Genomic DNA, 25,800 nt, shown 5'->3' with positions numbered 1-25,800 from the left:
CGATCATGCTGCAGGGCACAGGCTCCGACGTGGGCAAATCGGTGCTCGTCGCCGGGCTGTGCCGGATCGCGCGGCGGCGCGGCCTCTCGGTCGCGCCGTTCAAGCCGCAGAACATGTCGAACAATGCCGCCGCCTGTGCGGGCGGCGGCGAGATCGGCCGGGCGCAGGCGTTGCAGGCGCGCGCCGCCGGGATCGCGCCGACGACGGACATGAACCCGGTCCTGCTCAAGCCAGAAGGCGACCGGCGTGCGCAGCTCGTCGTCAATGGCGCGGTCCTCGAAAGCGCGGAGGCGGCGCGATACATGGCCCGGCGCGGCAGCCTGCTCCCCGATGTGCTCGCGTCGTTCGAACGGCTGCGCGCCGTTTACGACCTCGTCATCGTGGAGGGGGCGGGCAGCCCGGCGGAGGTGAACCTGCGCCGGGGCGACATCGCCAACATGGGCTTTGCCCGCGTCGCCGACGTGCCGGTGATCCTCGTCGGCGACATCGACCGGGGCGGGGTGATTGCCTCGCTGGTGGGAACGAAGGCGGTGATCGATGCCGAGGATGCGGCGATGATCGCAGGCTTTGCCATCAACCGGTTTCGCGGCGATCCCACCCTGTTCGAGGATGGCGTGCGGTTCATCGAGGATCGCTGCGGCTGGCGCTGTTTCGGGGTGGTGCCGTGGCTGCGATCGGCCCGCGCGCTCCCGGCGGAGGACGCGGTGGTGCTCGACAATGCGGTCCCGGCGCGCGACGGGATCGTGATCGCGGTGCCGATGCTGTCGCGGATCAGCAATTTCGACGATCTCGACCCGCTGCGCGCCGAACCCGATGTCGACGTGCGCTTCGTCCCGCCCGGCCGCCCCATCCCGAGGGAGGCGGACGCCATCATCCTCGCCGGCACGAAATCGACATTGACCGACCTTGCCATGATGCGCGCGGAGGGGTGGGACCACGACATTCTCGCCGCTTACCGCACAGGGGCGCATATCTTCGGCCTGTGCGGCGGGTTTCAGATGCTGGGCACGCGCGTCACGGACCCGGACGGGCGCGATGGCACGGGGGTGCGGCCGACGCGCTCGGCCTGCTCGCCATGGAGACGGCGATGTCGGGGGCAAAGATCGTGCGGCCCGTCAACGGCCGCACCGCCGCGCATGGCGACGCGCTCACCGGATATGAAATCCACACCGGGCGGTCGAGCGGGCCTGCGCTCGCACACCCGTTCTGCATTCTGGACGACGGCGCGCGCGACGGTGCGCTCGCGGCTGAGGGGCGCATCATCGGCACCTATCTGCACGGCGTGTTTGCCAGCGATGCATTCCGCGCACGCTGGCTTTCGGGCATGCGCGAGGGGCGGGTCAGCGCGCTGAATTACGAAGCGGGGGTGGAGCAGGCGCTCGACATGCTGGCCGATGGGCTGGAGGCGGCGCTCGACATTGACGGGCTGTTCGCGCTGGCCCGATGATGGCGCTTGCAATGAATGCGGCGGTGATGCTGGCGGCGCTCGTGCTGGAATGCGCGGTCGGCTGGCCCGATGCGCTTGATCGGCGGATCGGGCATCCGGTGCGCTGGTTCGGGTGGATCGTGACACGGGTGGAGCCTGTTGCCAATGCGCCGGGTGCGCCGCGCGCCGTGCGGATCGCGGCGGGGGGGATTTTTGCGATCGTGCTGATCGTGCTTGCGGCGGCGGTGGGGGCGGGGATCGCGCGCCTCGTGCCTGCCGGAGCCTTCGGGTTTATCGTCTCGGCGGTCATCGCGGCGAGCCTGCTGGCCCCGCGGTCGCTGCACGATCACGTGGCGGCGGTGGGTACGGCGTGGCGGGACGGCGGGCTGAGCGCGGCGCGGGCGGCACTGTCGCATATCGTGGGGCGCAATACGCGGACGCTGAATGAAAGCGGGATTGCCCGTGCCGCGATCGAAAGCCTTGCCGAAAACACCTCGGACGGGGTGACGGCGCCGCTTTTCTGGGGCGTGCTGTTCGGGCTTCCGGGGCTGTTTGCGTACAAGGCGGTCAATACGCTCGATTCCATGATCGGCCACCGCAACGCGCGTTACGAGGCATTCGGAAAGATCGCGGCGCGAATCGACGACGTGGCCAATCTGATTCCGGCGCGGCTGACGGGTGCGATCTTTGCACTTTGCGCCGGATCGGGCGGCGCGCTTGCGGCGATGGGGCGCGATGCGTCGCGCCACCGCTCGCCCAATGCCGGATGGCCGGAAAGCGCGATGGCCGGCGGGCTGAATATCCGCCTGTCCGGGCCGCGCGAATATGATGGGGTGATGCGGCAAGAGCCGTGGCTGAACGCAGGTGGGCGCGATCCGGCGATGGGCGATATCGGGCGTGCGCTCGCGCTCTATCGCCGGGCGGTGGGTATGATGGGGATCATGCTCGCCATCATCGCCGCCGCCGCGATCGTATAGGCAAAGCCCGCGCCGCCCGCGCGATCATCCCCCCGCCGCCAGCATCGCCAGAAAACCCGCATAGGCGAGAAGAAACATCGCCGCACACCAGCGCGGCAGGCCCTTTTTCCAGTAAACGAGCATCGTCAGCACCGCCGCCGACGCCGCCATCACCACCAGGTCGAAGGGCCAGAGCTCGACCGGCACGGGTTCGCCCGAAAGCGCCATGGTCGTGCCGCCGATGAACAATATGTTGTAGAGATTGGAGCCGGTCACGCTGCCCAGCGCGACCTCGGATTCGCCTTTTCGCGCGGCGGCAAGGCTCGCGACGAGTTCGGGGAGCGAGGTGCCGACGGCCACGATGGTCAGCCCGATCAGCGTCTCGCTCATCCCCGCGAGCCGCGCCAGATCGGTCGCCCCATCGACCAGTATCCTGCCCCCGAAGATCAGCAGCGCAAGCCCGGCCGCCGCCCCGGCAAGTGGGCGGAACCAGCCCTGTGGTACCATATCGGGCACCGCGCTATCGTGCGGCGGCGGCGTGCGCTCCGCCTTGAAGCAATAGGCGATATAGACAAGCAGAAGCGCGACCAACGCGAGGCCGAGCGCCAGGCCGGAAAGGCCCGCCACCGCCACGCCGCACAGCAGGAGCGCGGCGAAAAGCCCCACCACCGGATCGCGCATGCGTCCTGCCGCCGCCACGCGGATCGGCGCGACAAGCGATGCCCCGCCGAGCACCAGCAGCGTGTTCGCGATATTGGAGCCGACGATATTGCCCCATGCGATGGCCGGCGCGCCCGCCCGGACCGCCTCGATGCTCGCGACGAGTTCGGGGGCGGAGGTCCCGAACCCCACCAGGACCAGCCCGATGAACAGCGGCGCGACCCGCGCCTTTGCCGCAAGCTTCACCGCGTGGGAGACGAGCAATTCGCCCCCGCCGATCAGCAGGACGAGGCCCAGCACGATCGCAAGCACGGCATAGGTCATCGACGGGTCCTGCCCATGATCCGTCAGACCGCCGCCGTCGTCAGGCCGAGCTTTGGCACAGTGATGGTGCGGCGGCCCGAAAAATCGGTGCGGATGACGAGCAGCTCCATACGCTCGAAATTGTCGAGGAGGCGGCGGATGCGGCCCGCGCTGCTCGTGCCGTAGATGCGGGCGAGCGTGTCGTCGTCGGGGCAGGGCGCCTCGTCCTGCGCCGCGCGCGCGATGGCGAGGAACGGGGCCAGCATGTCGTCGGGCACGCTGCGCGAGAGCGCGACGAGCGCGGCGTGATCGTCGTTGTCCACGTCGATGCCCGCCTGCGCCATGGCGAAGCGGCGATTGAACTGCGTCATGTCGAGCCCGTGAAGCGGCGCCCGGCGCGCCCGGCATCGCAGGGTGAAATCCTGGAACAGGGCGGCGGATGTCTGAAACGCGCTATCGGGCTCGGCCGCCATTTCGCCCAGCACTTCGGCGATGATCGGGGCGATGTCGGGCGCATCGTCGGCCTGATCTTCGGTCGGGTCCGGCGCAGAGTCCTGTATCGCGATGCGTTCGATCAGCGCGTCGGCCTGCTCGCTCGGGCTGGGCCGTGGCGGGGCGGGTGGCGGCGGTTCGGGCATTTCCGGCGCGGCGTGGAGCAATGCCTCCATTTCTTCTGCCGAAGCGGTGGGGAGCGGCATCAGGCCCGGCGCCGCGCCGCGCGTGCCGGTGCGCACGCTCCCGATGCGGACCGATACGGGGCGGCGGGAGATCGCAGGACCCAGCCCGAGGAACATCCCGCGGTCGAGGTCGCGGATCTGCTCCGCCTGCCGCCGTTCCATGCCGAGCAGGTCGGCGGCGCGCACCATGTCGATATCGAGGAATGTCCGCCCCATCAGGAAATTGGACGCCTAGGCCGCGACATTCTTGGCAAGTTTCGCCAGCCGCTGCGTCGCGATGACCCCGGCAAGACCGCGCTTGCGCCCCCGGCACATCAGGTTCGTCATCGCCGAAAGCGAGAGGCGGCGGGCCTCGTCGCTCACGTCGCCGCCCTGTGCCGGGGCGAACATCTGCGCCTCGTCCACGACGACGAGCGCGGGGTACCATTCCTCCCGCGGGGCATCGAACAGGGCATTGAGGAACATCGCGGCGCAGCGCATCTGCGCCTCGACCTCCAGCCCGTCGAGCGCGAGCACGACCGACGCGCGATGTTGCCGGATGCGGGCGGCAAGCTGCACGATTTCGGTATCGCCGTAATCCGCGCCGTCGATCACCACATGACCGAACGGTTCGGCCAGCGTGACGAAATCGCCCTCCGGATCGATCACGACCTGCTGCACCAGCCCGGCGCTTTCCTCCAGCAGGCGGCGCAGGAGATGCGATTTGCCCGAACCCGAATTGCCCTGCACCAGCAGGCGCGTGGCGAGCAATTCCTCGATATCGATGGGAACCTTCGTGTCGCGATTGTCGCTGCCGATGATGATCGAATTGCTCACCTGCCGGGCAATAGCGGGCCGCGCGTCCCAGCCAAAGCCATCGCGCGCCGCTATCCCCAGCCTATCTGCCCCGCTTACGCGATCATTCGCGAAAGCTCCACCTGAGCGCCGCGCCCATCGCATAGGTCGCGACCCTGTTCGGGAGCGCCATGAGCCGCCCCGGTCGCAGGTTCAGCATGGCGGGCGCCCATCGCGGCAACAGGTCGAGCGCCGCTTGGCCAAGCATGCGATGCGGCGCCGCCGAGGCGGGATTGCCAGCCGCCGGCGTGAGCACGAGATCGGCGACCTCCCGCGTTTCGGGCAGCACGGCAAGCTCGCCGCGAAACGAGGCCAGCAACGCCTCTGCCGCGGCGCGCGTGTCCGGCACCGGATCGGCGCCCAGCGCGCGGGCGACATGGGCCGCCTGCGCGAAATAGATATCCTGATCCTTGGCGCTCATCCGCGGATCGACATAGCGGATATACGCATCGAGAAAGCACAGCGCCTCGCACACATGGACCCAGGCGAGCAGGCGCGGATCGGACGCGCGATAGCCCGTCCCGTCCGCCAGCGTTCCGGTCACGCGCAGATGGATGCGGCGAACCCGGTCGATCGCGGCCTCCGCCTCGGTGCGATCCGCATAGGTGGTGATGGCGATGAAACGCGCCGTCCGCCGCAGCCGACCGAGCATGTCGGCGCGAAAATCCGAATGGTCGAGCACGCCGCGAAGCGCCGCGGGGTGCAGCATCTGTAACAACAAAGCGGCCATGCCGCCGACCATCATCGACACGACATCGGCATGGACCGCGCGAATGACCGAACCGGGCGGGAATATCGCCGTGTCGGACCGGATGACCGGCGTTTCCCCGCGGCTCGCGTCGTTGAACACGGCGCGAACCTGCGCGCGGAGCATGGATTTGACGACCGCAGTGGGTGCGGCGGGCGCGGCTTTGCGGCGCGCTCTCACCATCGGGGTGCGATCATGGCGGGGGGGTCGTCAATCGGCGTGTTCCTTTTTGGGCTTGGCCATCTTGCGGTGCATTTCGGCCAGCATCGTATCGGGAATAACATTGGCGAACATGTCCTGAACCTTGTTCATGAAGCCCGACACCACATGCGCGTCCCCTTCGAGCAGGGCCTCGTACCCATCCTTCGCCACCTTGGCGGGGTCGGCCTTGCTGTCGGACTGTCCGGCGCCTGTATCTTCCATGTTCGCGCGGTCGAAGAATTGCGTATCGGTCACGCCGGGCATCAGGCAGCTAATCGTGACATTGGTGTCCTTCAATTCGTTGCGAAGGCCGAAACAGAAATCGTCGATATAGGCCTTCGTCGAATTATAGACGAGTTGATACGCGCCGGGCAAATGGCCCGCGATGGACCCGGTGACGAGGATCCGGCCCGCATCGCGTTCGCGCATCCGCTTCCCGATGTAATAGATCAGCGCGGTCGTGCCGGTGATATTGGTGTGGATGACATGCGCGATGTCCTTCCACTCCTGATCGAGGAAGGCGTGCCCCAGGCCGTGCCCTGCATTGGCGAGCAGGAAATCCACCGGCCGGTCGCCGATTTCGGTCATCAGCGCCATGATCCCGTCCCGCGTGGCAAGGTCGCCCATGACGGTCGCGATCGACGCGGCGCCATGCTGTTTCACGATGGCCTCGGTTTCGCCCATGTCGCGGTCCGCGGCGAGGATCAGGTCGCAGCCGTCCTTCGCCGCAAGCTTCGCCAGTTCCTGCCCGATCCCGCTCGACGCGCCGGTGATCACCACCAGCCCGTGCAATTTGTCGATGTCCTTCGCCATGATCAGGCCTCCATTCCGGGTTTGAGGACGACTTTCGTCCATTCGTTCTGATTGTCGTGAAAATTCCTGTAGCCGTCCGCCGCCTGGGAAAGGGGAAGCCGGTGGCTGATGAGGAAGGTGGTGTCGAGCGTGCCATCCTCGATCTTGGCGAGGAGATCCTTCGTATAGCGTTGCACGTGCGTCTGCCCGCCGCGCAGTTGCAGCCCCTTTTCCATCATCGCGCCCAGCGGCCATTTGTCGGTCATCCCGCCATAGACGCCGGGGATCGACACGCGCCCGCCCGGACGCACCGCCAAAATCGCCTGTTTCAACGCGCTGGCCCGGTCGGCACCGATGCCCACGGTCTGCTTCACCATGTCCATCATGTTGTCATAGGCAAAGCCGTGCGCCTCCATGCCGACGGCGTCGATCACCGCGTCCACGCCGATCCCGCCCGACATTTCCATCAAGGCTTCGCGCACGTCGGTTTCGCGAAAATTGATCGTGTCGGCGCCCAGCTTTTTCGCAAGCGCTAGCCGGTGGGGATAATGGTCGATGGCAATCACCTTCGATGCGCCCATCACGATGGCCGATTGAATGGCGAACAGCCCGACCGGGCCGCAACCCCACACCGCGACCGTATCGTCGGGATTGATCTCCGCATTTTCCGCCCCCATCCAGCCGGTCGGCAGAATGTCGGAGAGGAAGAGCACCTTGTCATCGTCGAGATGGTCGGGAACGACGATCGGCCCGAAATCGGAGTAGGGCACGCGGACATATTCCGCCTGCCCGCCCGAATACCCGCCGGTGAGGTGGGAATAGCCGAACAGCCCCGCCATCGGATGCCCGTAAAGCGTTGCCGATGCGTCCTGTTTCTCCGCCGGGTTGGAATTTTCACAGCAGCTGTATTGCTGAATGTTGCAGTGGAAACAGCCGCCGCACGAAATGGTGAAGGGAACGACGACGCGTTGCCCTTTTTTCAACGTGCTGTCGGCGCCGGTTTCCACGACCTCGCCCATGAATTCATGGCCGAGTATGTCGCCCGACTGCACCATCGGGATGACCCCGTCGTAAAGGTGCAGGTCGGAGCCGCAGATCGCGGTGCTGGTGACCTTGATGATGGCGTCGCGGCTGTTCACGATTTCGGGATCGTCGACCGTATCGACGCGCACGTCGTGCTTTCCATGCCAGGTGAGAGCCTTCATCGTGCATTCTCCTGCTGATATTGGGCGGCGCGGGTCTGGTCCTTGCGGCGCGCGCTGGTGCTGACTTCGCCTGTTTCCATCAGCATCTTGAAACGTTTGAGATCGTGGCGCGCCTGCACCTCGGGTTCTCGCATGAACAGCTTGGCAATGGCCTGGCCGATCTTGCCGCCGGGCGCCTTGTACGCGATGATGAGCGAGACGCGCGTGCCGCGGTCCCCCGGTGCATCCTCGAAAGTGACGCGCCCTTCGGTGTCGATGTCCGACCCTTCGACGGAGCGCCATGCGATGAGCGTGTCCTGCTCTTCGCGCGCGATCTCGGTTTCGATGTCGACGGATTGTCCGGCGGGCGCCTTTATGGTCCACACGGCGCGCCCGTCGCTTCCCTTGGGGGTGATTTTCTCCACGTTTTCCATGAATTGGGGGAGGTTCTGAAACTCCCGCCAGAACGCGAACAGCTCCGTGCGCGGCTTGCGGATGGTGACGGTGCGGCCGACGACCTCGTAATCGCCGAAATTGCGGCGCTGCGTCCACCCCGGCGCGCTGTCGGGGTGATGCTTCTTCTCTCGTGTGGAGAGCCATGCGCCCACTGCCGCCGCGCCAAGCGCTATGCCCGCCCCGGCCAGCGCGCCAAGGTCCCTGTTGTCCGATTTCATGTGCAATCTCCGATACCTGTTAACGATAGAAGCCGCCGCGCCGCCATCGTGTTCCGCCCGTCGGTCAGGGCGCCCCAGGGGTGCGACGGGGCGTGCGGCATGATCGCGCCGGGCGGCGTATCGCCGCGGCCACCGGGGAACACCGGGCGGGGGCGGCTTGTTGCCCAAAACGAAAGCATCCGATGAAAGGGGCCACATCAGCCATGACCGAGACACGCAGCGAAACCGACACCATGGGCGCGATCGACGTTCCGGCAGACCGGCTCTGGGGCGCGCAGACGCAGCGTTCCCGCGAAAATTTCCGCATTGGCGAGGAGGTGATGCCGCGGCCCGTGACGCGCGCGCTGGGCATTGTGAAGCGGGCGGCGGCGCGGACCAATCGTGATCTCGGCCTGCTGGATGCCGATCTGGCGGGCGCCATCATCCGCGCCGCGGACGAGGTCGTGTCGGGCGATCTCGATGCCGAATTTCCGCTCGTCGTGTGGCAAACCGGCTCCGGCACGCAAAGCAACATGAATGCGAATGAGGTCATCTCGAACCGCGCGAATGTGATGCTGGGCGGGAAACCGGGCGAAAAATCGCCGGTGCATCCCAACGATCACGTCAACATGTCGCAATCGTCGAACGATACGTTCCCCACCGCCATCAATATCGCCGCCGTCACCGAAATCGCCGAACGGCTGCTGCCCGCGCTGCACGCGATGCAGGAGGATTTGGCCCAAAAGGCGCGCGACTGGGACGGCATCGTGAAGATCGGCCGCACCCATACGCAGGATGCCACCCCGCTCACCCTGGGGCAGGAGTTTTCAGGCTATGCGCGGCAGGTCGAACTCGGCATCGCACGGGTCGATAGCGTGATAGGCGGGCTCTGCGATCTGGCGCAGGGGGGCACGGCGGTCGGCACCGGGCTGAACGCGCCGGACGGCTTTGCAGAGGGCGTGGCCGACGCCATTGCGGAGGATACCGGCCACCCATTCCGCACCGCAGCCAACAAGTTCGAAAGCCTCGCCGCGCATGATGCGCTGCTTTTTGCGCATGGGGCGCTGAACACGCTGGCGGCCAGCCTGTTCAAGATCGCCAACGACATCCGCTATCTCGGCTCCGGGCCGCGCTCCGGGCTGGGCGAGCTGGCGCTTCCCGCGAACGAGCCGGGCAGCTCGATCATGCCCGGAAAGGTCAACCCGACGCAGTGCGAGGCGATGACGCAGGTCTGCGCGCAGGTGTTCGGCAATCACGCCACGCTCAGCTTCGCGGCGAGCCAGGGGCAGTTCGAGCTGAATGTCTATCGCCCGGTGATGGCGTATAATTTTCTGCAATCGGTGCGGCTGCTGGCCGACGCGGCGAACAGCTTTACCACGAACCTGCTTGCAGGGCTGGAACCGCGGGAGGACAATATCGCGAAGGGGGTCGAAAACTCGCTGATGCTGGTCACCGCGCTGGCGCCGACGATCGGCTATGACAAGGCCGCGGCCATCGCGAAGGACGCGCACGCGCGCAACATTACCCTGCGCGAAGCCGCGATCGACAGCGGCCATGTCACCGGCGAGGATTACGACCGTATCGTGAAGCCCGAGGCCATGACGAAGCCGGGCTGAACCTCACCCGATCATTCGGGCACGTTGTCCCGCAATTCGCGGACCCACACATCGGCGACCGAATCCGACGGCGCGCGCCAGTCGCCCCGCGGGCTGAGCGCGCCGCCCGACGATACTTTCGGACCGTTGGGAATGGCGGACCGCTTGAACTGCGTCGATTGAAAGAAGCGCCAGCAGAATTTTTCCAGCCATGTGCGAATGGTGGGAAGGTCGTATTGGTTCTTCAGAGCGTCGGGAAATTCCACCGGCCATAGCCCGCGCTCCGCATCCCGCCACGCATGCCAGGCGAGAAAGGCGACCTTCGACGGACGCTGCCCATAACGCATGATGTGGTGGAGGAAAAAATCGTTGAGCTCGTACGGGCCGATCTTGCTCTGCGTGCTCTGAATCTCGCCATCCTCGCCCTGCGGCACGAGTTCGGGGGAGATTTCCGTGGCGAGAATATCCTCCAGCACCTGATCCGCCTCGTGGTCGAGCTGATTGGTGCGCGCGGTCCAGCGGATGAGATATTGGATGAGCGTCTTCGGCACGCCGGCGTTCACCGCGTAATGGCTCATCTGATCGCCCACGCCATAGGTGCACCAGCCCAGCGCCAGTTCGGACAGATCGCCCGTTCCGACGACGAACCCCGAATGATGGCCCGCCAGCCGGAACAGGTAATCGGTGCGAAGCCCTGCCTGCACGTTTTCGAACGTCACGTCATAGACCGGCTCCCCGTTGGCGAAGGGATGGCCGATATCCTCCAGCATGCGGCGCGCGGCGGGCTTGATGTCGATCTCCTCCGCCGTGATGCCGATCGCCTTCATCAGCTTCCACGCGTTCGATTTCGTACCCTCGCTCGTCCCGAAACCGGGCATGGTATAGCCGCGGATGGTGGTGCGCGGCAGGTTCAGCCGGTCGCACGCCCGCGCCGCGACGAGCAGCGCATGGGTGGAATCCAGCCCGCCCGAAATGCCGATTACCATGGTTTCGCCGCCCGTCGCCTCGAACCGGCGCATCAACCCGTCGACCTGGATATTGAACGCCTCGAAGCAATCCTCGTCGAGCTTGTCCTGCCGATTGGGGACGAAGGGAAAGCGCCGGATCGGCCGGTTCAGCCCGATGTCCCGCATGCCGTTGCCGAGCGTGAATTCCACCGTGCGGAACCGCGTTTGCGGCAGTCCGGCGTGTTCGGCGGCATCGTTGAAGGTCTGCAACCGCTGCCGGTCCTGCACGATGCGGTCGCAATCGATGTCGGCAATGCACAATTCCGCATCGAGCGAGAAACGCTCGCTCTCGGCCAGAAGATGGCCGAGTTCGTAGATGATGCCCTGCCCGTCCCAGGCGAGATCGGTCGTGCTTTCCCCGTGCCCTGCGGCGGAATAGAGATACGCCGTCTGCGTCCGGGCGGATTGCGCGCGGCACAGAAGATGGCGCTCGTCCGACTTGCCGATGGTGATGTTGCTCGCCGACAGATTGGCGATGACCGTCGCTCCGGCGAGGGCGCCGGTCGTGGATGGTGGGCTGGCCGCCCAGAAATCCTCGCAGATTTCGGCGAACAGCTTGAAGGATGGGATGTCGGTCGCGGCAAAGATCAGATCGGTGCCGAACGGAACGCGCGTTTCGCAGATCGTGATATGCTGCCCGACGATATTGCGGCCATGCGCGAACCAGCGTTTTTCGTAGAATTCGCGGTAATTGGGCAGGAAGCTTTTAGGCACCGCGCCCAGAATGCGCCCCTTCGCGACGGGAATCGCACAATTGTATATTCGCCCCTCGTGGCGAAGCGCCGCCCCCACCATCAGCACCGACGACAGCTCCGCGCTCGCCTCCGCAATGTCGCATAGCGCCGCCTCCACCGCGTCGAGCAATGCCGCCTGCATATGCAGATCGTCGATGGCATAGGACGTGAGGCACAGTTCGGGAAAGATGAGCAGGTCGACTCCTGCCTCATGCGCCCGCCTCGCCTCCTTTAAAATCGCGTCGCGGTTGAAGGAGATGTCCGCCGTGCGAACCTTGGGCGTGCTCGTCGCCGCGCGGATGAAACCATGGCGATGGAGCGAGAAAAACGCATGGTCCGTCTCGGTGCTGGGGTTCATCGCTTCGTCCATCCTATGGTGTTCCTGTCCTGCGCCGGCACGCGGACCGCGCATTTTGCCGGCGCCTGTCGTGTGCGGGGCAGGAATGGACAAGTTCGCCATGCGCGGCAAGCGCCTCCTTCGCAATCCTGTCGGCGCGGCGATGCCCGCATCACCCATCCGCCACGAAAAAGGCCCCGCCGCGATGGGCAGGGCCTTTGGTCTCGTCATTCGAAGGGATCAGGATGCGGAGGTTTCTTCCGCCGTCCGGGTCCGGTCGTATCGCCGGTCCAGTTCCGTCACGCGCAGATTGTTCTGCACATGGCGCACGCCGGAGATGTCATGGACGCAATCCTCCGCCCGGCGCTTGCCGCGACGATCGTCCACCGATCCGTCGAGGGTGACTTCGGCATCCTGCACCGTGACGGTGATTTCGGACGCATCGACGCCCCAGTCATCGGTCAGCCGGTCACAGGCATCTTCGAGAATACGCTCGTCCGAACGCTTGTAATTCGCAGGTCCGCGTCCGGTATGGTCACGCTCCCGGCGGCGTTCGGCATCCTCGTCGCCGAACCAGCTGGCGATTTCGTCGCCGGCCTTGTCGAAGAAACCGCGTTCCTCGTTCGTGCGGCGGTTGTGGCCCATCGTCCCGGCATAGGCGCCGCCCCCGCTGCCATAACTGCCGCTGCCATATCCGCGGTTCTGCACACGTTCGAAATCGCGACCGCCATAATCGTTCGAATTGAAGCTGCCGAAACGGTCGCCACGATTGTCGTAACGCATGGGTTCGCCCGCCGTGCGCGCTCCGCTCCGGTCATTCATGTCACGTCCGCCGCGGCGCGTCATGTCGTCACGGCCGTAGCTTTCGAAGTCATCGCGGCCATAATCATTGTCCATCTGCCGGTAGCCTTCGTCATAGCTGCCCTGCTGACCGTATCCGCGCTCCGCACCGTAGTTGCCGGATTCGAATTGCTGTTGCTGACGATCGTCGAAACGGTCGTAATCGCGGCTGTAGCTGCGATTGCGTTCATTCCTGCGCTCGTTGTCATAACGGTTGGCCATGGTGTGTCTCCTTTTACTGTGTCATGAAAGACGTCACCGAATATTTCTATCCGTTCGTCTTTCCCGCCATTCAGCGGATTGTATGGTGTTTAAACGGCTGAACCGATTGATTTGTTTCGCGGTTCGTCGCAACGCTGCGCCATTTGGGCGAAGAAGTGGCGCGACACGGGATTTTGAACGCCGTTACAAGGGTTTGTCCTGCCCGCCAGGCGCACGCCGGAACGGACGGCAAAATCGGATTGCGGGCCGGCGCAATCGCGGTAAGGTGGCACGCATGACCATACGATCCACGCTTCGTGCGCTTTCGCTTTCCGCGGCTCTCGGCCTGACCATGCCCGGTGTGGCATGGGCCGATACGCTGTCCGACGATCTTCAAGGTGACATGCCCGGCCTCATGGCGCTGTATCGCGATTTCCACGCGCATCCCGAATTGTCGATGCAGGAAACCCGGACCGCGGCGAAGATGGCGGGCCTCATGCGTGAGCTTGGCTATGAGGTGACGGAAAATGTCGGGCAGACCGGCGTGGTCGGCATCATGAAGAACGGGCCCGGCCCGGTGGTACTGCTGCGCGCCGACATGGACGGTCTCCCGGTGCGGGAGCAGACGGGGCTTCCGTTCGCGTCGCAGGTCACCGCGACGGCGCGGTCCGGCGTGGAAAGCGGCGTGATGCATGCCTGCGGCCACGATACGCACATGACCGGCCTGATCGGGGCGGCGCGCCTTCTGGCGGAGCGGCGTTCCGAATGGTCGGGGACGCTGATGCTCGTCGCGCAGCCGGGCGAGGAAGTCGGCGAGGGGGCGGCCGCCATGCTCGACGACGGACTGTACGACCGGTTTGGTCGGCCCGACTATGCCATCGCGTTTCACGACGCCGCCGCGCTTCCCGCCGGGGTGGTGGGCTATTCCCCCGGCTACGCGCTCGCCAATGTTGACAGCGTCGACATCACCGTGCCGGGCGTCGGCGGGCACGGCGCCTATCCGCACATGACGAAGGACCCCATCGTGCTGGCGAGCAGCATCGTCATGCGGCTTCAGACGCTGGTCAGCCGGGAACAGGACCCGCAGGATCCGGCCGTCGTCACCGTCGGCTCCATCCATGCCGGGTCGAAGCACAACATCATTTCGGACGAGGCGAAATTGCAGCTCACCGTGCGCAGCTATGGCGATGAAAGCCGGCAAGGCCTGCTCGACGGGATACGCCGCATCGTGCGTGGGGAGGCGATCGCCGCCGGCATGCCGGAGGACAGGATGCCGACCGTCACGCTCGCGGATCAGTTCACGCCCGCGACCTACAACGATCCCGCCCTCGCGACGCGCATGGCCGGATTGTTCGAAACGCGTTTCGGCGCAGAGCGCGTGGTCGAGGAACCCGCCACGATGGGCGGCGAGGATTTCAGCCGTTACCGACGCGCCGCCCCGGACGAGATCGAATCGCTGATCTTCTGGGTCGGCGGGGTGCCGATGGACCGCTGGGAGGCGGCAGAGGCGGGAACGGCGCAGCTTCCCTCGCTGCACAGCCCGTTCTGGGCACCCGATGCGGAGGCCGTCATCGCCACCGGGGCGGAGGCGCTGGCCGCGGCGGCGCTCGACCTCATGCCGCGCAGCTGAACGCGCGCCTCCCGATCCGCGCCACCCGACCGGCGCCACCCGACCCGCGCAGGTCGGGCTAAATCCCCGTTGGCGCGGCGCAACAAATTCTTGGCTGTAATGCGGAAGGCCCGCGACTAGGTTCCCGCCATCTTTTGAACAATCACGCGGGCGCGCCGTGCCCGCTGCCGATCGAAAAGCGCGACCTATGGCCAAACCCCTCACTCACCTTCAGCGTCTGGAGGCCGAAAGCATCCACATCATGCGCGAGGTCGCCGCCGAGGCGGACAACCCCGTCATGCTGTATTCGGTCGGCAAGGACAGCGCGGTGATGCTGCATCTTGCGAAGAAGGCGTTCTATCCCTCGCCGCCGCCGTTTCCGTTGATGCATGTCGACACCACCTGGAAGTTTCAGGCGATGTACGAATTGCGCAACCGTGCGGCGGAAGAGGCCGGCATGGACCTCATCGTGCATCAGAACCCGGAGGCGAAGGAACAGGGCATCAACCCGTTCGACCATGGCCCGCTCCACACCGACATGTGGAAGACGCAAGGGCTGAAGCAGGCGCTCGACAAGCATGGTTTCGATGCGGCGTTCGGCGGCGCGCGCCGGGACGAGGAGAAAAGCCGCGCGAAGGAGCGTATCTTCTCCTTCCGCACGGCGACCCACGGCTGGGACCCGAAGGACCAGCGGCCCGAACTCTGGAACCTTTACAACACGCGCAAGGCGAAGGGGGAGAGCATTCGCGTGTTCCCCATCTCCAACTGGACCGAGCTCGACATCTGGCAATATATCCAGCTGGAGGGGATCGAGATCGTGCCGCTTTATTTTGCGGAAAAGCGCCCGGTGGTGGAACGCGACGGCTTGCTCATCATGGTCGATGACGACCGCTTTCCCCTGCGCGAAGGGGAGACGCCCGAAATGCGTTCGGTGCGGTTCCGCACGCTGGGCTGCTACCCGCTGACCGGCGCGGTGGAGAGCGAGGCGAGCGACCTTAGCGGCGTGATACAGGAAATGCTGCTCACCACCACGAGCGAGCGGCAGGGCCGCGCGATCGACCGGGATGCCGGCGACGCCAGCATGGAAAAGAAGAAGCAGGAGGGCTATTTCTGATGGCCGACGCGCACGACACCACCGATGCCCCCGTGTACGAGACCGACGCGCTCATCGCGAAGGACATCGACGCCTATCTGGAATCGCATCAGCATAAAACGATGCTGCGGTTCATCACCTGCGGCAGCGTGGACGACGGGAAATCGACGCTGATCTACCGGTTGCTCTATGATTCCAAGATGATCTTCGAGGATCAGCTGGAGGCGCTCGAAAGCGATTCCCGCCGCGTCGGTACGCAGGGGCAGGAGATCGATTTCGCCCTGCTCGTCGACGGCCTCGCGGCGGAGCGGGAGCAGGGCATCACCATCGATGTCGCCTATCGCTTCTTCACCACGCAGAAACGCAAGTTCATCGTCGCCGACACGCCCGGCCACGAACAATACACCCGCAACATGGTCACCGGCGCATCGACCGCCGATCTCGCCGTGATCCTCGTCGATGCGCGCAAGGGTGTGCTGGTGCAGACCCGCCGGCACAGCTATCTCGCCCATCTGGTCGGCATCCGTAATGTCGTGCTGGCCGTGAACAAGATGGATCTCGTCGATTACGATCAGGCGACGTTCGATGCCATCGTCGCGGATTACCGCGAATTTGCGAAGACCATCGGGATCGAGGATTTCACCGCCATTCCGATTTCGGGCTTCAAGGGCGACAATGTCACCGCGCCGTCCGAAAATACGCCGTGGTATGCGGGGCCGTCGCTCATGGACCACCTCGAAACGGTCGAATTGTCGAGCGATAGCGACCTTGCCAAGCCGTTTCGCATGCCCGTGCAGTGGGTGAACCGGCCCAATCTCGACTTTCGCGGATTTTCCGGGTTGATCAGCGCGGGCACCGTGCGCCCCGGCGATCCGGTCCGGATCGTGCCGTCGGGCAAGACCACGAACATCGCCCGCATCGTCACGCTGGACGGTGATCTGGACGAGGCGCAGGTCGGGCAGTCGGTGACGCTCACGCTCGCCGACGAGGTCGATTGTTCGCGCGGCAGCGTGATCGCCGCCGCCGATGCACCGCCCGAAACCGCGGATCAGTTCGAGGCCACGATCGTGTGGATGGCGGACGATGCGATGTTGCCTAGCCGGTCCTACTGGATGAAGATCGGCACGCAGCAGGTATCGGCCAGCGTGCAGGAGCCGAAATACACCGTCGATGTGAACAGCATGGACCACATGGCGGCCAAGACGCTGAATCTCAACGAAATCGGGGTCGCGGAACTTGCCACAGAACGGCCCATCGCCTTCGTCCCCTATCGCGACGAGCAGGACCGGGTGAGCCCGGCGCTCGGCGGGTTCGTGCTCATCGACAAGATGACGAACCGCACGGTCGCGGCAGGCATGCTGCATTTCGCGCTGCGCCGCTCGCAGAACGTCCATTGGCAGGCGCTCGACATCACGCGCGAGGCCCGCGCCGATCTGAAGAACCAGGCGCCGAAGGTGCTGTGGTTTACCGGGCTTTCGGGATCGGGCAAATCGACGATCGCGAACCTCGTTGAAAAACGGCTGCACCGCATGAACCGGCACAGCTTCCTCCTCGACGGGGACAATGTGCGGCACGGGCTGAACCGCGATCTCGGCTTTACCGACGCCGACCGGATCGAGAATGTGCGCCGCGTGGGCGAGGTCGCCCGGTTGATGACCGATGCCGGACTGATCGTGATCACCGCCTTCATCTCCCCCTTCCGGGCCGAACGCGACATGGTGCGCGCGATGATGGAGGAGGGCGAGTTCATGGAAGTGTTCATCGACACGCCGCTTTCCGTGGCGGAGGAGCGCGACGTGAAGGGCCTCTATGCCAAGGCGCGGGCCGGGACGCTGAAGAATTTCACCGGGATCGACAGCCCTTACGAAGCGCCGGAAAACCCGGAAATCCGCATCGACACCACCGCGCTTTCGCCGGAGGAAGTAGCCGATCTCATCGTGGAGCGTTTGCTGGGATGGTAACGAAGGTTCGTATCGAGGACGACGCCGAGCTGGCCGCGAGGCTCGCGACCACGGCGGGGCAGATCGCCGTCGCCGTGCGGGAAAGCGGATTGCTCGACGGCAAGGAGCTGGGCAGTGCAGGGGACAAGGTCGCCAATGCGTTTCTGATGAAGGCGCTGGCCGAGCAGCGGCCCGAGGATGGCGTGCTTTCGGAGGAAAGCCGCGACACGCTCAAACGGCTGGACAAGGAACGCGTATGGATCGTCGATCCGGTCGATGGCACCCGCGAATATGGCGAAAGGCGCAGCGACTGGGGCGTGCATGTCGGGCTTTCCATCGGGGGGCGGGCGGCCATCGGGGCGGTGGCGTTGCCGGGGCTGAACGTCACGATGCGGTCCGACCGGACGGAGCCTTTGCCCCCCGCGCCCGAACGGCTGCGCATGGTGGTGAGCCGCACGCGCCCGGCAAAGGAAGCGGTCCACGTGGCAGAGGCTCTGAATGCCGAGCTCGTCCCCATGGGCAGCGCCGGTGCGAAGGCGATGGCGATCCTGCGCGGGGAGGCGGACATCTACCTGCATTCGGGGGGGCAGTACGAATGGGACAATTGCGCGCCCGCCGCCGTGTGCGAGGCGTTCGGCCTCCACTGTTCGCGCATCGATGGCGCGCCGCTCCAATATAACCGGGCCGATGTCGGGCTGCCCGACCTGCTGTTCTGCCGCAAGGAGCATGCGACCCGCGTGCTGAACCTCGTCGCCGCGATGTAGCGTGCAGCGCCGCGTTCAGATCCGCTGCGCAACCGCCTCTATCGCAAGGACATAGCCCAGCGTCCCCGCGCCGCAGATGACGAGATCGGCCACGGCGGAGATGTGGCTGTGGTGGCGGAAACCCTCGCGCGCGTGGATATTGGAGATGTGCACCTCCGCGATCGGCCCTGTAAAGGCGGACAGGGCATCGCGAATGGCGATGGAGGTGTGGCTGTAGGCGGCAGGATTGATGACGATGGCGGCGGCATCGCTACGCGCCGCCTGGATCCAGTCGATCAGATCGTGTTCGGCATTGCTTTGGTGAAAGGCGATCTCGTGGCCGAGCGCGTCGGCCCTTGCGCGGCACATCCGCTCGACATCGGTAAGCGTTTCGTGGCCGTAGATGTCCGGCTCCCGCTGACCCAGGAGGTTGAGATTGGGACCGTTGAGTACGGTAATACGCGCCATCCGGTCCGCCTTTCGCTCTTGCAACCGCAGTCTTGCGCCTAACCGATGGCGGGGGCGGACGCAATCGCGCCGCGGTTCATTTCCTGCTCACGACCAGCTTCTGCAGCCGGGATTCCAGCGTTCCGATCGGGCACGGCTTCGTGCACACATCGGCGCGGGGATAGCGTTCCTGCAATTCCTCGGGGCTGGCATGGCCGGAATGAAAGACGAATGGAACGGCCATGTCCCGAAGCCTGTCCGCCACGGGAAAGACGACACCGTCGGTAAGCTGCACGTCGAGCACGGCACCGTCGGGAACGCGCGTTTCGATCGCGGCGAGAGCGCGGACGATGCTGGGATGCGGGCCATCGACGGTAAAGCCGCAATCCTCCAGCCGATCGACGAGGTCGAAAGCGATGATCATCTCATCCTCGACGAGGAGGATATAGGGCGAAGCAGTCTCGGGCTCGCCATGGTCGCCTGCTTCGATGTTCACATTCAATTGCGGTCGGCTCACCACTCGCACACTTTCATCGGCGTCTGCCCCCCTGGGTCGCAGCCAGCTATTGTTAACATTCGGCAGAAAACGAACAGGCCAGCCGCGCAATTGTTCCCGCGCGGGACATTAAAAAGCGAACGCCCGTTCCTTTATCCCGGATCTGTGCCGTTTCCCGGAACCCCGTCGCGGGCGAGCGTGACCAGCGCGTCGGCCGAAAGGACCTGCGGCAGGGTTTGCGGGGGCTTTCCCGGCGCGTACCAGATATAGAGCGGAACGCCCGCCGCGCCGTTTTCCGACAGGAAGCGGGCGATGGCCGGATCGCCCCGCGTGAAGTCGCCGCGCAGGATCGCCACATCGTGATCGGCAAAGGCCTTCGCGACGGGCCCGCGGTCGATCGCGACCCGTTCGTTGACCTTGCACGTCACACACCAGTCCGCCGTGAAATAGGCGAACACGGGGCGGCCATCCGCGCGCGCGGCGGCCAGCGCCTCGATACTGAAGGGCTGCGTGCCGGGAAGGGCGGCGGCATCGGCGGCGGCGGGCGCAGGCTCCATCCACGCGGCGAGCCCGCCTGCGCAGGCCGCGATCAACAGCGTCATCCCGGCAAGCGGCGCAACGCCGCGCCCCTTCGCCTGTCGCCGCCCCGCCACGAACAGCACGGCCAGCACGCCCGCCCCGGCGCTGAGCGCCATCACCGCCAGCGTCCATCCCCCCACGCGCCAGCAGAGCCAGAACAGCGCCACCCCGGTCAGCGCCATCGGCACGGCCATGGTGCGCCGGAACGCGTTCATCCACCGGCCCGGCTGCGGGATCATCGCGCGCAGGCGTGGCACGAAACCAATGGCAAGAAACGGCGCCGCCAGCCCCAGCCCCAGCGCCGCAAACAGCGCGAGTGCCGCCCATGCAGGCAGAAGCAGCGCGGCGCCCATCGCCCCCGCCATGAACGGCCCGGTGCACGGCGTCGCCACGAATGCGGCGAGCATGCCGGTCCCGAACGCGCCGCCCCCGCGCCGCTCGACCGGTACGGGGAGGACCATCTCGTACACGCCCGCCAGATTGGCGGCGATCGCGGTGACGAGGAGGAAGAGCAGCACAATGGTCGCCGGTTCCTGCAGCTGAAACGCCCAGCCGACCTCCTGACCGAGCAAGCGCAGGACGAGCAGCACCCCGCCGAGCGCGACGACCGTGACCAGCACGCCCGCGGTATAGGCAAGCGCCTCCGTCCGGGCGCGCCCGTCGCTGTCGCCCCGCGCGCGGGCAAGCGCGACCGCCTTCAGGCTGAGCACCGGGAATACGCAGGGCATCACGTTGAGCAGCAAGCCGCCGGCAAACGCGGCGAGTAGCAGCAGCGCCAGCGGCCCGGTCCCCGTGCCATCGGCGCGCGCCGCATTCGCGAGCGGCTCTCCCGCAGCGCCCGGCGGTCCGGGTTCGAGCCGCACCGACACCCCGCGCTCGTCATTGAGCCGGAGTACCGCATCATGCGCCCCCTCGGCCATGGCTCCCTCCCGCGCATCGGTCTCCACGATGATCCAGTCGCCCCGGCGCGAGACATCCTGCCGCGCGGCATAATCGACCACACCATCGTCGGCGAGGAACAGGTGCGGCGCGGCAAGGCTCGCCCCCGCCGCGACGGGGATCGCGGCGCGCAGCCGCCCACCGGCAATCTCGTATCGGCCCGGCTCCGCCAGCGGAGCGGGGAGCGCGGCGCGCCATGCGGCGAGGCGCGGGCTCTCCACCGCGCGATCCGCAATGGTGAGGCGCGTGCGAAGCGTCGCCTCCTCCGGCACGCAGATCGTGTCGGTGCACGCCAGCCAGCGCGCCTTTACCGCGATCGGCACGGCGTCGCCCGGCGCCATCCGCGCGGACACCGACGCCGGGACGAGCACGGCATAGCGCCCTTCGTAAACATGGTTCATCAGCCCGGAAATCAGCAACGTCTGCGGCACCGGATATTGCGGATCGCCCACCGAAACCCCGTCCGGCAACGTCCATTCCAGCGTCATGCCATAGCCCGCATCGCCGGGGTTCGACCAATATCCGTGCCACCCGTCCGCAGGGTCCATGAGGAGCGCGATCACCGCATCCTCGCCCGGCGCGGCGGTGCCGGCAATCAGCCGCGCATCGATATTGTTGGCATGGGCCCCCCCCGGCAGCCCGCCCGCCACAAAGATCATCGAACACGCAACCCACGCGAGCAGCACGCGCAGGAAAGCCGTCGGCAACACGGGGCAAATCGACAGGCGATGATGCATGGGAGTGATCGTGTCCGGGCTCGCTGCTGCGGCGATGCGGCGATACGGACACTTGCGTCCGCGCCCGCGCACCGCCATCAACCGCATGGCGTATCTAGGCGCGGCATGGCGCCGTGTCCAGCATGGCGGGAACGAGGAACGAGCGATGACGAAGACAGACAGGCGCGATGTGGTGATCCTGGGCGGCGGCCTTGTCGGGACCAGCCTGGCGCTCGCGCTCGCAAAGGCGGGCATCACGAGCCATGTCCTCGACGCGGCCGATCCCGAGACGCAGCTTGCCGAGGGGTTCGACGGGCGCGCGTCGGCCATTTCCACGGCGAGCTGGAACATGTTCGCCAATATCGGCGTCGCGCCTTTGCTCGAACCGTTCGGCTGCCCGATCGAATCCATCGCGGTCAGCGATCAGCTCAAACCCGGCGAACTGCATTTCCGGCCCGAAACGGGCGAGGGCAGCCTTGGCCGCATGTTCGCCAACCGGCAGCTGCGCAAGGCGTTGTTCGACGCGATGCAGGACGAGGACGCCATCGCGTTTCATCCCCGCTCCCGCGTGACCGAACGCCACCGCGGCCCGCATGGTGTCGCCGCCGTGCGCGACGATGGCACGCGTTTCGAAGGGAGCCTGCTCGTCGGGTCGGAAGGGCGCGGGTCGCCGACGCGCGACGAGGCGGGCCTGAAAATGGCGAAATGGGATTATCGTCACCGGGCGATCATCTGCGGCCTCGCGCATGAAAAGCCGCACGGGAACGTGGCGTGGGAAATCTTCTATCCCGAAGGGCCGTTCGCGCTTTTGCCGATGCTGGACGATGCGGATGGGCGGCATCGCACCGCGCTGGTGTGGACGGTCGCGGAAAAGGAAGCGGAAGGCTGGCTCAAGCTTGGCGACCGGGCGTTCCTCGCCGAGGCGGAGAAGCGCATGGGCGCGCTGCTCGGCACGATGGAACTGGCCTCCCCGCGGTCGTCCTATCCGCTCGGCTTTCATCATGCGCCGACGATCATCGACCACCGGCTCGCGCTCGTCGGCGACGCGGCGCACGGCATCCACCCGATCGCGGGGCAGGGGCTCAATCTCGGCTTGCGCGATGTTGCGGCGCTGGCCGAGGTGGTGGGCGATGCGATGCGTTTGGGGCTGGAGCCGGGGGACGCAGAGGTGCTCAAACGCTATCAGCAATGGCGCGCATTGGACGATTTCACAGTGTCGCTCGCGACCGACGGGCTGACGCGGATCTTCGGCGTGCCGGGCCGCGCCGCTTCCGCCGTGCGTAGGCTGGGCATGGGAGCGATCGAGCGGGTCAATCCGCTCAAACGCTGGTTCATGGACGAGGCGCGCGGGGTGAGCGGGACGCTGCCGACACTGCTTCAGCGCTGAGGGCTCAGGCGGCGGGTTCGGCGGTGCGCGAAGGAGCTGCCTGCCCTTCGCTCGCGCCGTCTTCGTCCACGGCCGCATCGGCGCCCGCAGGGGCCGCCGGGCTCAATTGCCGGACCGGCTGCCCGCTTCCGTCGTTGAGGTTGCGCGGTTCGAGCAATGCCGCCGTCTCGATCAGGTCGAGCGCCTCGCGCGCCGCGACATAGCGCCGGGCATCACGGAGCCATCCCTCCGCCCGTTCGGCATTGGGAAGGCTCGCGACGAGCGCGCGCGCCGATGCGACCCGCCCTTCGTCGAGCAGGCGGCTCGCCCGTTCCAGCCTGCGTTCGGGGCGGGGGGACGGCGCGCTCGCCCGGCGCAGCACGAACAGATCGCCCAGCTCCGCCTTCACCCGTTCCCACCCGTTCAGATCGCGTGGTTTTTCAACCGTTTCCTGCGGCAGGTTTTCGAGCCCCTGCCGCAATTGTTCGAGCGTGACCGGATCGCGCGCGGTGGCGAGGATGGTGCGGACCGCATTGGGCTGCGCATTCCCGAATCGCAGCCGCAGCTGATCGCCGAGATAGCCGAGCCGCTCGCCCCGCTCGATCAAACGGCGTGCGGCAAAGGCGATGAGCAGGCCTTCGGCGCGGGCGGCATTGCCCGACGCGGCCTCGGCCTGAAGATCGATGCGGTTGAGCCGGCGTTCGAGCGCATTGAGCCGCAGGTCGATCGGCGCGCCGGTGCCCGGACCCGCCGCCATGGCCGGCGCGGTATTGCCCGCACCGTCGCCGTCGTTCGCGGCGCCTGCCTTCGTCTGCGGGGCGGCGGTGTCCTGATCGGTGGCGATCCATCCTGTGCGCCACGCGATCCACGCCGCCGCGCCTGCGCCCAGCACGAAGGCGAGAAGCACGGCAAGCACCATCCCGCGCAGCCCGGATTTGCGCGTGTTGTTCGCATTTCGCGGGCGGTCATGCGGGCGGGTCGGTTCGGTCATGCGATCGTTCAAGCGGGTGTTCCTTCTGGCCCCTGTCGCCTTTCCATGCCGCCTTTGCACATTTCGGCGGCAAGGGCCAGCAGGGCGGCATCATCCACCGTTTCCGCCACCGCGACGGCACGCCATCCCGCCCCCGCGGCCGGCGCGATCCGGGGCGCGAGACATGCAAGCGCGATACGGCCGCGCGGCAGTCCGACCCGCTCGACCTCCGCCGAAAAATGGCGCGCAGCCTCCGCCGAATGGAGCAGCACGACTAGCCCTTCGTCGGCCAGCGCCGCAAGCGCGCCGGGCAGGGGCAGCGCCGCCACGCGATAGACGACGCGCGTGTCGAGCCTCGCACCCTCAGCGAGCGAGAGCGGCACATGCGCCTCCCCCGACAATCGCAGGAGATTTCGCGCACCCATCGCGACCGCCCTCTCGGCGACCGGCTGCAATCCCCCCGCGCCGACATGCGCGACCGTAAACCCCGCCGCCCGCGCCGCCTCCGCCGTCGTTTCGCCGACGCACCACGCGGGGAGGGCCGTCAACGCCGACAGCTTGGCCCCGCCGTGGCGCATGATGTTCGCGCTGCCGAGGAGGAGCGCGTCGAGGCGGGCAATGTAGGGCATGGTCCACCCCGCCGGTTCCACCCGGAACATCGGCATGGAGAGCAGCGCAATACCCGCCTCGCCCGCGCGTTTGAGCGTCGCGGCATCGCCCGGTGGGGGACGGATCGCGACAATGGCCGTCATTGCGGGCCGAAAAAGGCGCGGATTGCGTCCGGCGCATCGGCGAGCAGCTTCCGGCCCATGTCCGCCGCGGGTTCGGTCTCGCCTGCGGCAAAGGCGATGTCGCTGTCGCGGCGGACGGTGCCGTCGGGGCTGAAAATCGCGGCGGTCATGCGCATGGCGGCACCGTCGCGGCGGGTCCACGCGGCGATCGGGCTATGGCAATTGCCGCCCAGCGCGAGGAGGAGCGCGCGTTCCGCCATGACCTGCGCTCGGGTCGGGGCATCGTCGATCGCGCCGAGCATTTCGCGAAGATCGTGGCGATCCGCGCGGCATTCGATGCCGATGGCGCCCTGGGCCGGGGCGGGGAGCCATTCCTCCGCCTCCAGCACATGCCCCACGCCCCCCTGGTCGAGCCGGGCCAGCCCCGCCGCCGCCAGCAAAGTCGCATCCGCTTCGCCCGCGCTCAGCTTCGCCAGCCGCGTCGCGACATTGCCGCGGATCCCGACGATGGTGAGGTCGGGACGGTGATAAAGCATCTGCGCGGCGCGGCGCGGGGCACTGGTCCCGACGCGGGCGCCGCGCGGGATCTGCGCGATGGACGATGCCCCGACCAGCACGTCGCGCACGTCCGCGCGGGGAAGAAGCGCGGCGATGGCGATGGCCTCGGGGCGAATCGTCTCGACATCCTTCATCGAATGGACCGCGAAATCGATGCGCCCGTCGGCAAGGCACGCGTCCAGCTCCTTTGTCCACAACGCCTTGCCGCCGATCTCGGCGAGCGGGCGGTCCTGTATCTTGTCGCCGGATGCGATGACGGGGACGAGTTCGACGGCGCCATCGTCCCAGCCATGCGCGGCGATGAGGCGGGCCTTCGCCTCCTCCGCCTGCGCAAGGGCGAGGGGGGAGCGCCGCGTCCCCAGCTTGAGCGGGCGGTCCGGGCGGGGCCGGGATGCGGATCGGGATTGGTTCAGGAGTGTCATGCGCGTCTTGTGCTAGCGCCGCAAAGCGTTCAGGGAAAGCCGC

Annotated in this window: 20 protein-coding genes and 2 pseudogenes; 8 read left to right on the top strand and 14 right to left on the bottom strand. The window is 66.6% G+C overall.

Features of this window, described 5'->3' with window-relative positions; genetic code table 11:
* The first annotated feature begins 5 nt into the window (after nt 1-5).
* Nucleotides 6-1,447 (top strand): annotated as a pseudogene (locus JD971_RS01290) (cobyric acid synthase).
* A complete protein-coding gene (cbiB, locus tag JD971_RS01285; protein WP_236672208.1) occupies nt 1,444-2,403 on the top strand; it encodes an adenosylcobinamide-phosphate synthase CbiB in 960 nt (319 codons plus the stop codon). The pseudogene JD971_RS01290 and the gene cbiB overlap by 4 nt, the downstream one beginning before the upstream one ends.
* 24 nt (nt 2,404-2,427) lie before the next feature.
* Here cbiB and JD971_RS01280 read toward each other — a convergent pair whose 3' ends face one another.
* The 6 genes and pseudogenes from JD971_RS01280 to JD971_RS01255 all read right to left on the bottom strand — a co-directional run bounded on the left by JD971_RS01280 (nt 2,428) and on the right by JD971_RS01255 (nt 8,455).
* The gene (locus tag JD971_RS01280) at nt 2,428-3,366 is read right to left on the bottom strand and encodes a calcium/sodium antiporter (RefSeq protein ID WP_202085428.1); all 939 of its coding nucleotides are present in this window, start codon (nt 3,364-3,366) and stop codon (nt 2,428-2,430) included.
* 23 nt (nt 3,367-3,389) lie between these two features.
* Nucleotides 3,390-4,838 (bottom strand): annotated as a pseudogene (locus JD971_RS01275) (helicase HerA domain-containing protein).
* Nucleotides 4,839-4,920: 82 nt separating this feature from the next.
* Entirely contained in the window at nt 4,921-5,787 is an 867-nt protein-coding gene (locus JD971_RS01270) for an oxygenase MpaB family protein (protein ID WP_202085426.1), read from the bottom strand.
* A gap of 27 nt (nt 5,788-5,814) precedes the next feature.
* A complete protein-coding gene (locus JD971_RS01265) occupies nt 5,815-6,618 on the bottom strand; it encodes an SDR family oxidoreductase (protein WP_202085424.1) in 804 nt (267 codons plus the stop codon).
* A 2-nt stretch (nt 6,619-6,620) separates the two neighbouring features.
* Nucleotides 6,621-7,802, bottom strand: coding sequence for a zinc-dependent alcohol dehydrogenase (locus JD971_RS01260; protein WP_202085422.1), 1,182 nt, complete (start codon nt 7,800-7,802; stop codon nt 6,621-6,623).
* Nucleotides 7,799-8,455, bottom strand: coding sequence for an SRPBCC family protein (locus JD971_RS01255; protein WP_202085420.1), 657 nt, complete (start codon nt 8,453-8,455; stop codon nt 7,799-7,801). Before JD971_RS01255 ends, JD971_RS01260 begins: the two co-directional genes overlap by 4 nt.
* 203 nt (nt 8,456-8,658) lie before the next feature.
* On the opposite strand from JD971_RS01255, the gene fumC reads away from it, so the two are divergent.
* Entirely contained in the window at nt 8,659-10,050 is a 1,392-nt protein-coding gene (fumC, locus tag JD971_RS01250) for a class II fumarate hydratase (protein WP_202085418.1), read from the top strand.
* Nucleotides 10,051-10,061: 11 nt separating this feature from the next.
* Here fumC and JD971_RS01245 read toward each other — a convergent pair whose 3' ends face one another.
* Nucleotides 10,062-12,128: an NAD(+) synthase gene (locus JD971_RS01245; RefSeq protein WP_202085416.1), complete on the bottom strand. Its 2,067-nt coding sequence runs from the start codon at nt 12,126-12,128 to the stop codon at nt 10,062-10,064.
* A 219-nt stretch (nt 12,129-12,347) separates the two neighbouring features.
* Nucleotides 12,348-13,169, bottom strand: coding sequence for an SWFGD domain-containing protein (locus tag JD971_RS01240; protein ID WP_202085414.1), 822 nt, complete (start codon nt 13,167-13,169; stop codon nt 12,348-12,350).
* 274 nt (nt 13,170-13,443) lie between these two features.
* On the opposite strand from JD971_RS01240, the gene JD971_RS01235 reads away from it, so the two are divergent.
* From JD971_RS01235 to JD971_RS01220, 4 genes are all read left to right on the top strand, one after another.
* Nucleotides 13,444-14,778 (top strand): amidohydrolase, encoded by a 1,335-nt coding sequence (locus JD971_RS01235; protein WP_202085411.1) that lies wholly within the window; start codon nt 13,444-13,446, stop codon nt 14,776-14,778.
* 157 nt (nt 14,779-14,935) lie between these two features.
* Nucleotides 14,936-15,871: a sulfate adenylyltransferase subunit CysD gene (gene cysD / locus JD971_RS01230; protein ID WP_256435275.1), complete on the top strand. Its 936-nt coding sequence runs from the start codon at nt 14,936-14,938 to the stop codon at nt 15,869-15,871.
* Nucleotides 15,871-17,811, top strand: coding sequence for a sulfate adenylyltransferase subunit CysN (gene cysN / locus JD971_RS01225; protein WP_202085407.1), 1,941 nt, complete (start codon nt 15,871-15,873; stop codon nt 17,809-17,811). Before cysD ends, cysN begins: the two co-directional genes overlap by 1 nt.
* Nucleotides 17,805-18,554: a 3'(2'),5'-bisphosphate nucleotidase CysQ gene (locus JD971_RS01220; protein WP_202085405.1), complete on the top strand. Its 750-nt coding sequence runs from the start codon at nt 17,805-17,807 to the stop codon at nt 18,552-18,554. The genes cysN and JD971_RS01220 overlap by 7 nt, the downstream gene beginning before the upstream one ends.
* A 15-nt stretch (nt 18,555-18,569) precedes the next feature.
* Here the strand turns inward: JD971_RS01220 and aroQ are convergent, their stop codons facing one another.
* The 3 genes from aroQ to JD971_RS01205 all read right to left on the bottom strand — a co-directional run bounded on the left by aroQ (nt 18,570) and on the right by JD971_RS01205 (nt 21,704).
* Complete coding sequence (gene aroQ, locus JD971_RS01215; RefSeq protein ID WP_202085403.1) at nt 18,570-19,001, bottom strand: type II 3-dehydroquinate dehydratase; 432 nt, start codon at nt 18,999-19,001, stop codon at nt 18,570-18,572.
* 76 nt (nt 19,002-19,077) lie between these two features.
* Complete coding sequence (locus JD971_RS01210) at nt 19,078-19,476, bottom strand: response regulator (protein WP_236672207.1); 399 nt, start codon at nt 19,474-19,476, stop codon at nt 19,078-19,080.
* A 152-nt stretch (nt 19,477-19,628) separates the two neighbouring features.
* Nucleotides 19,629-21,704, bottom strand: a complete 2,076-nt coding sequence (locus JD971_RS01205; RefSeq protein WP_236672206.1) for a protein-disulfide reductase DsbD — start codon at nt 21,702-21,704, stop codon at nt 19,629-19,631.
* A 172-nt stretch (nt 21,705-21,876) separates the two neighbouring features.
* Here JD971_RS01205 and JD971_RS01200 point away from each other — a divergent pair, with 172 nt between their 5' ends.
* Nucleotides 21,877-23,097, top strand: coding sequence for a UbiH/UbiF/VisC/COQ6 family ubiquinone biosynthesis hydroxylase (locus JD971_RS01200; protein ID WP_202085399.1), 1,221 nt, complete (start codon nt 21,877-21,879; stop codon nt 23,095-23,097).
* A gap of 4 nt (nt 23,098-23,101) precedes the next feature.
* Here the strand turns inward: JD971_RS01200 and JD971_RS01195 are convergent, their stop codons facing one another.
* Genes JD971_RS01195 through hemC form a run of 3 tightly spaced genes read right to left on the bottom strand, consistent with a single transcriptional unit; the run spans nt 23,102 to nt 25,757 of the window.
* Nucleotides 23,102-24,079, bottom strand: coding sequence for a hypothetical protein (locus tag JD971_RS01195; RefSeq protein WP_202085397.1), 978 nt, complete (start codon nt 24,077-24,079; stop codon nt 23,102-23,104).
* Nucleotides 24,076-24,798: a uroporphyrinogen-III synthase gene (locus JD971_RS01190; protein ID WP_202085395.1), complete on the bottom strand. Its 723-nt coding sequence runs from the start codon at nt 24,796-24,798 to the stop codon at nt 24,076-24,078. The genes JD971_RS01195 and JD971_RS01190 overlap by 4 nt, the downstream gene beginning before the upstream one ends.
* Nucleotides 24,795-25,757 carry a hydroxymethylbilane synthase gene (hemC, locus tag JD971_RS01185; protein WP_202085393.1) on the bottom strand — a complete coding sequence of 321 codons (963 nt, stop codon included), beginning with the start codon at nt 25,755-25,757 and terminating at the stop codon, nt 24,795-24,797. Before hemC ends, JD971_RS01190 begins: the two co-directional genes overlap by 4 nt.
* Nucleotides 25,758-25,800: the final 43 nt, after the last annotated feature.

Source organism: Croceicoccus sp. YJ47 (assembly GCF_016745095.1).
GTDB lineage: Bacteria > Pseudomonadota > Alphaproteobacteria > Sphingomonadales > Sphingomonadaceae > Croceicoccus.
The sequence above is the reverse complement of the archived record's forward strand: the minus strand, read 5'-3'. Positions and strand labels throughout refer to the sequence as shown.

What these genes read in the sequence shown, in the direction of transcription:
- cbiB (WP_236672208.1), top strand. Translation starts at nt 1,444, where the DNA reads ATGATGGCGCTTGCAATGAATGCGGCGGTGATGCTGGCGGCGCTCGTG.
- JD971_RS01280 (WP_202085428.1), bottom strand. Translation starts at nt 3,366, where the DNA reads ATGACCTATGCCGTGCTTGCGATCGTGCTGGGCCTCGTCCTGCTGATC.
- JD971_RS01270 (WP_202085426.1), bottom strand. Translation starts at nt 5,787, where the DNA reads ATGGTGAGAGCGCGCCGCAAAGCCGCGCCCGCCGCACCCACTGCGGTC.
- JD971_RS01265 (WP_202085424.1), bottom strand. Translation starts at nt 6,618, where the DNA reads ATGGCGAAGGACATCGACAAATTGCACGGGCTGGTGGTGATCACCGGC.
- JD971_RS01260 (WP_202085422.1), bottom strand. Translation starts at nt 7,802, where the DNA reads ATGAAGGCTCTCACCTGGCATGGAAAGCACGACGTGCGCGTCGATACG.
- JD971_RS01255 (WP_202085420.1), bottom strand. Translation starts at nt 8,455, where the DNA reads ATGAAATCGGACAACAGGGACCTTGGCGCGCTGGCCGGGGCGGGCATA.
- fumC (WP_202085418.1), top strand. Translation starts at nt 8,659, where the DNA reads ATGACCGAGACACGCAGCGAAACCGACACCATGGGCGCGATCGACGTT.
- JD971_RS01245 (WP_202085416.1), bottom strand. Translation starts at nt 12,128, where the DNA reads ATGAACCCCAGCACCGAGACGGACCATGCGTTTTTCTCGCTCCATCGC.
- JD971_RS01240 (WP_202085414.1), bottom strand. Translation starts at nt 13,169, where the DNA reads ATGGCCAACCGTTATGACAACGAGCGCAGGAATGAACGCAATCGCAGC.
- JD971_RS01235 (WP_202085411.1), top strand. Translation starts at nt 13,444, where the DNA reads ATGACCATACGATCCACGCTTCGTGCGCTTTCGCTTTCCGCGGCTCTC.
- cysN (WP_202085407.1), top strand. Translation starts at nt 15,871, where the DNA reads ATGGCCGACGCGCACGACACCACCGATGCCCCCGTGTACGAGACCGAC.
- JD971_RS01220 (WP_202085405.1), top strand. Translation starts at nt 17,805, where the DNA reads ATGGTAACGAAGGTTCGTATCGAGGACGACGCCGAGCTGGCCGCGAGG.
- aroQ (WP_202085403.1), bottom strand. Translation starts at nt 19,001, where the DNA reads ATGGCGCGTATTACCGTACTCAACGGTCCCAATCTCAACCTCCTGGGT.
- JD971_RS01200 (WP_202085399.1), top strand. Translation starts at nt 21,877, where the DNA reads ATGACGAAGACAGACAGGCGCGATGTGGTGATCCTGGGCGGCGGCCTT.
- JD971_RS01190 (WP_202085395.1), bottom strand. Translation starts at nt 24,798, where the DNA reads ATGACGGCCATTGTCGCGATCCGTCCCCCACCGGGCGATGCCGCGACG.
- hemC (WP_202085393.1), bottom strand. Translation starts at nt 25,757, where the DNA reads ATGACACTCCTGAACCAATCCCGATCCGCATCCCGGCCCCGCCCGGAC.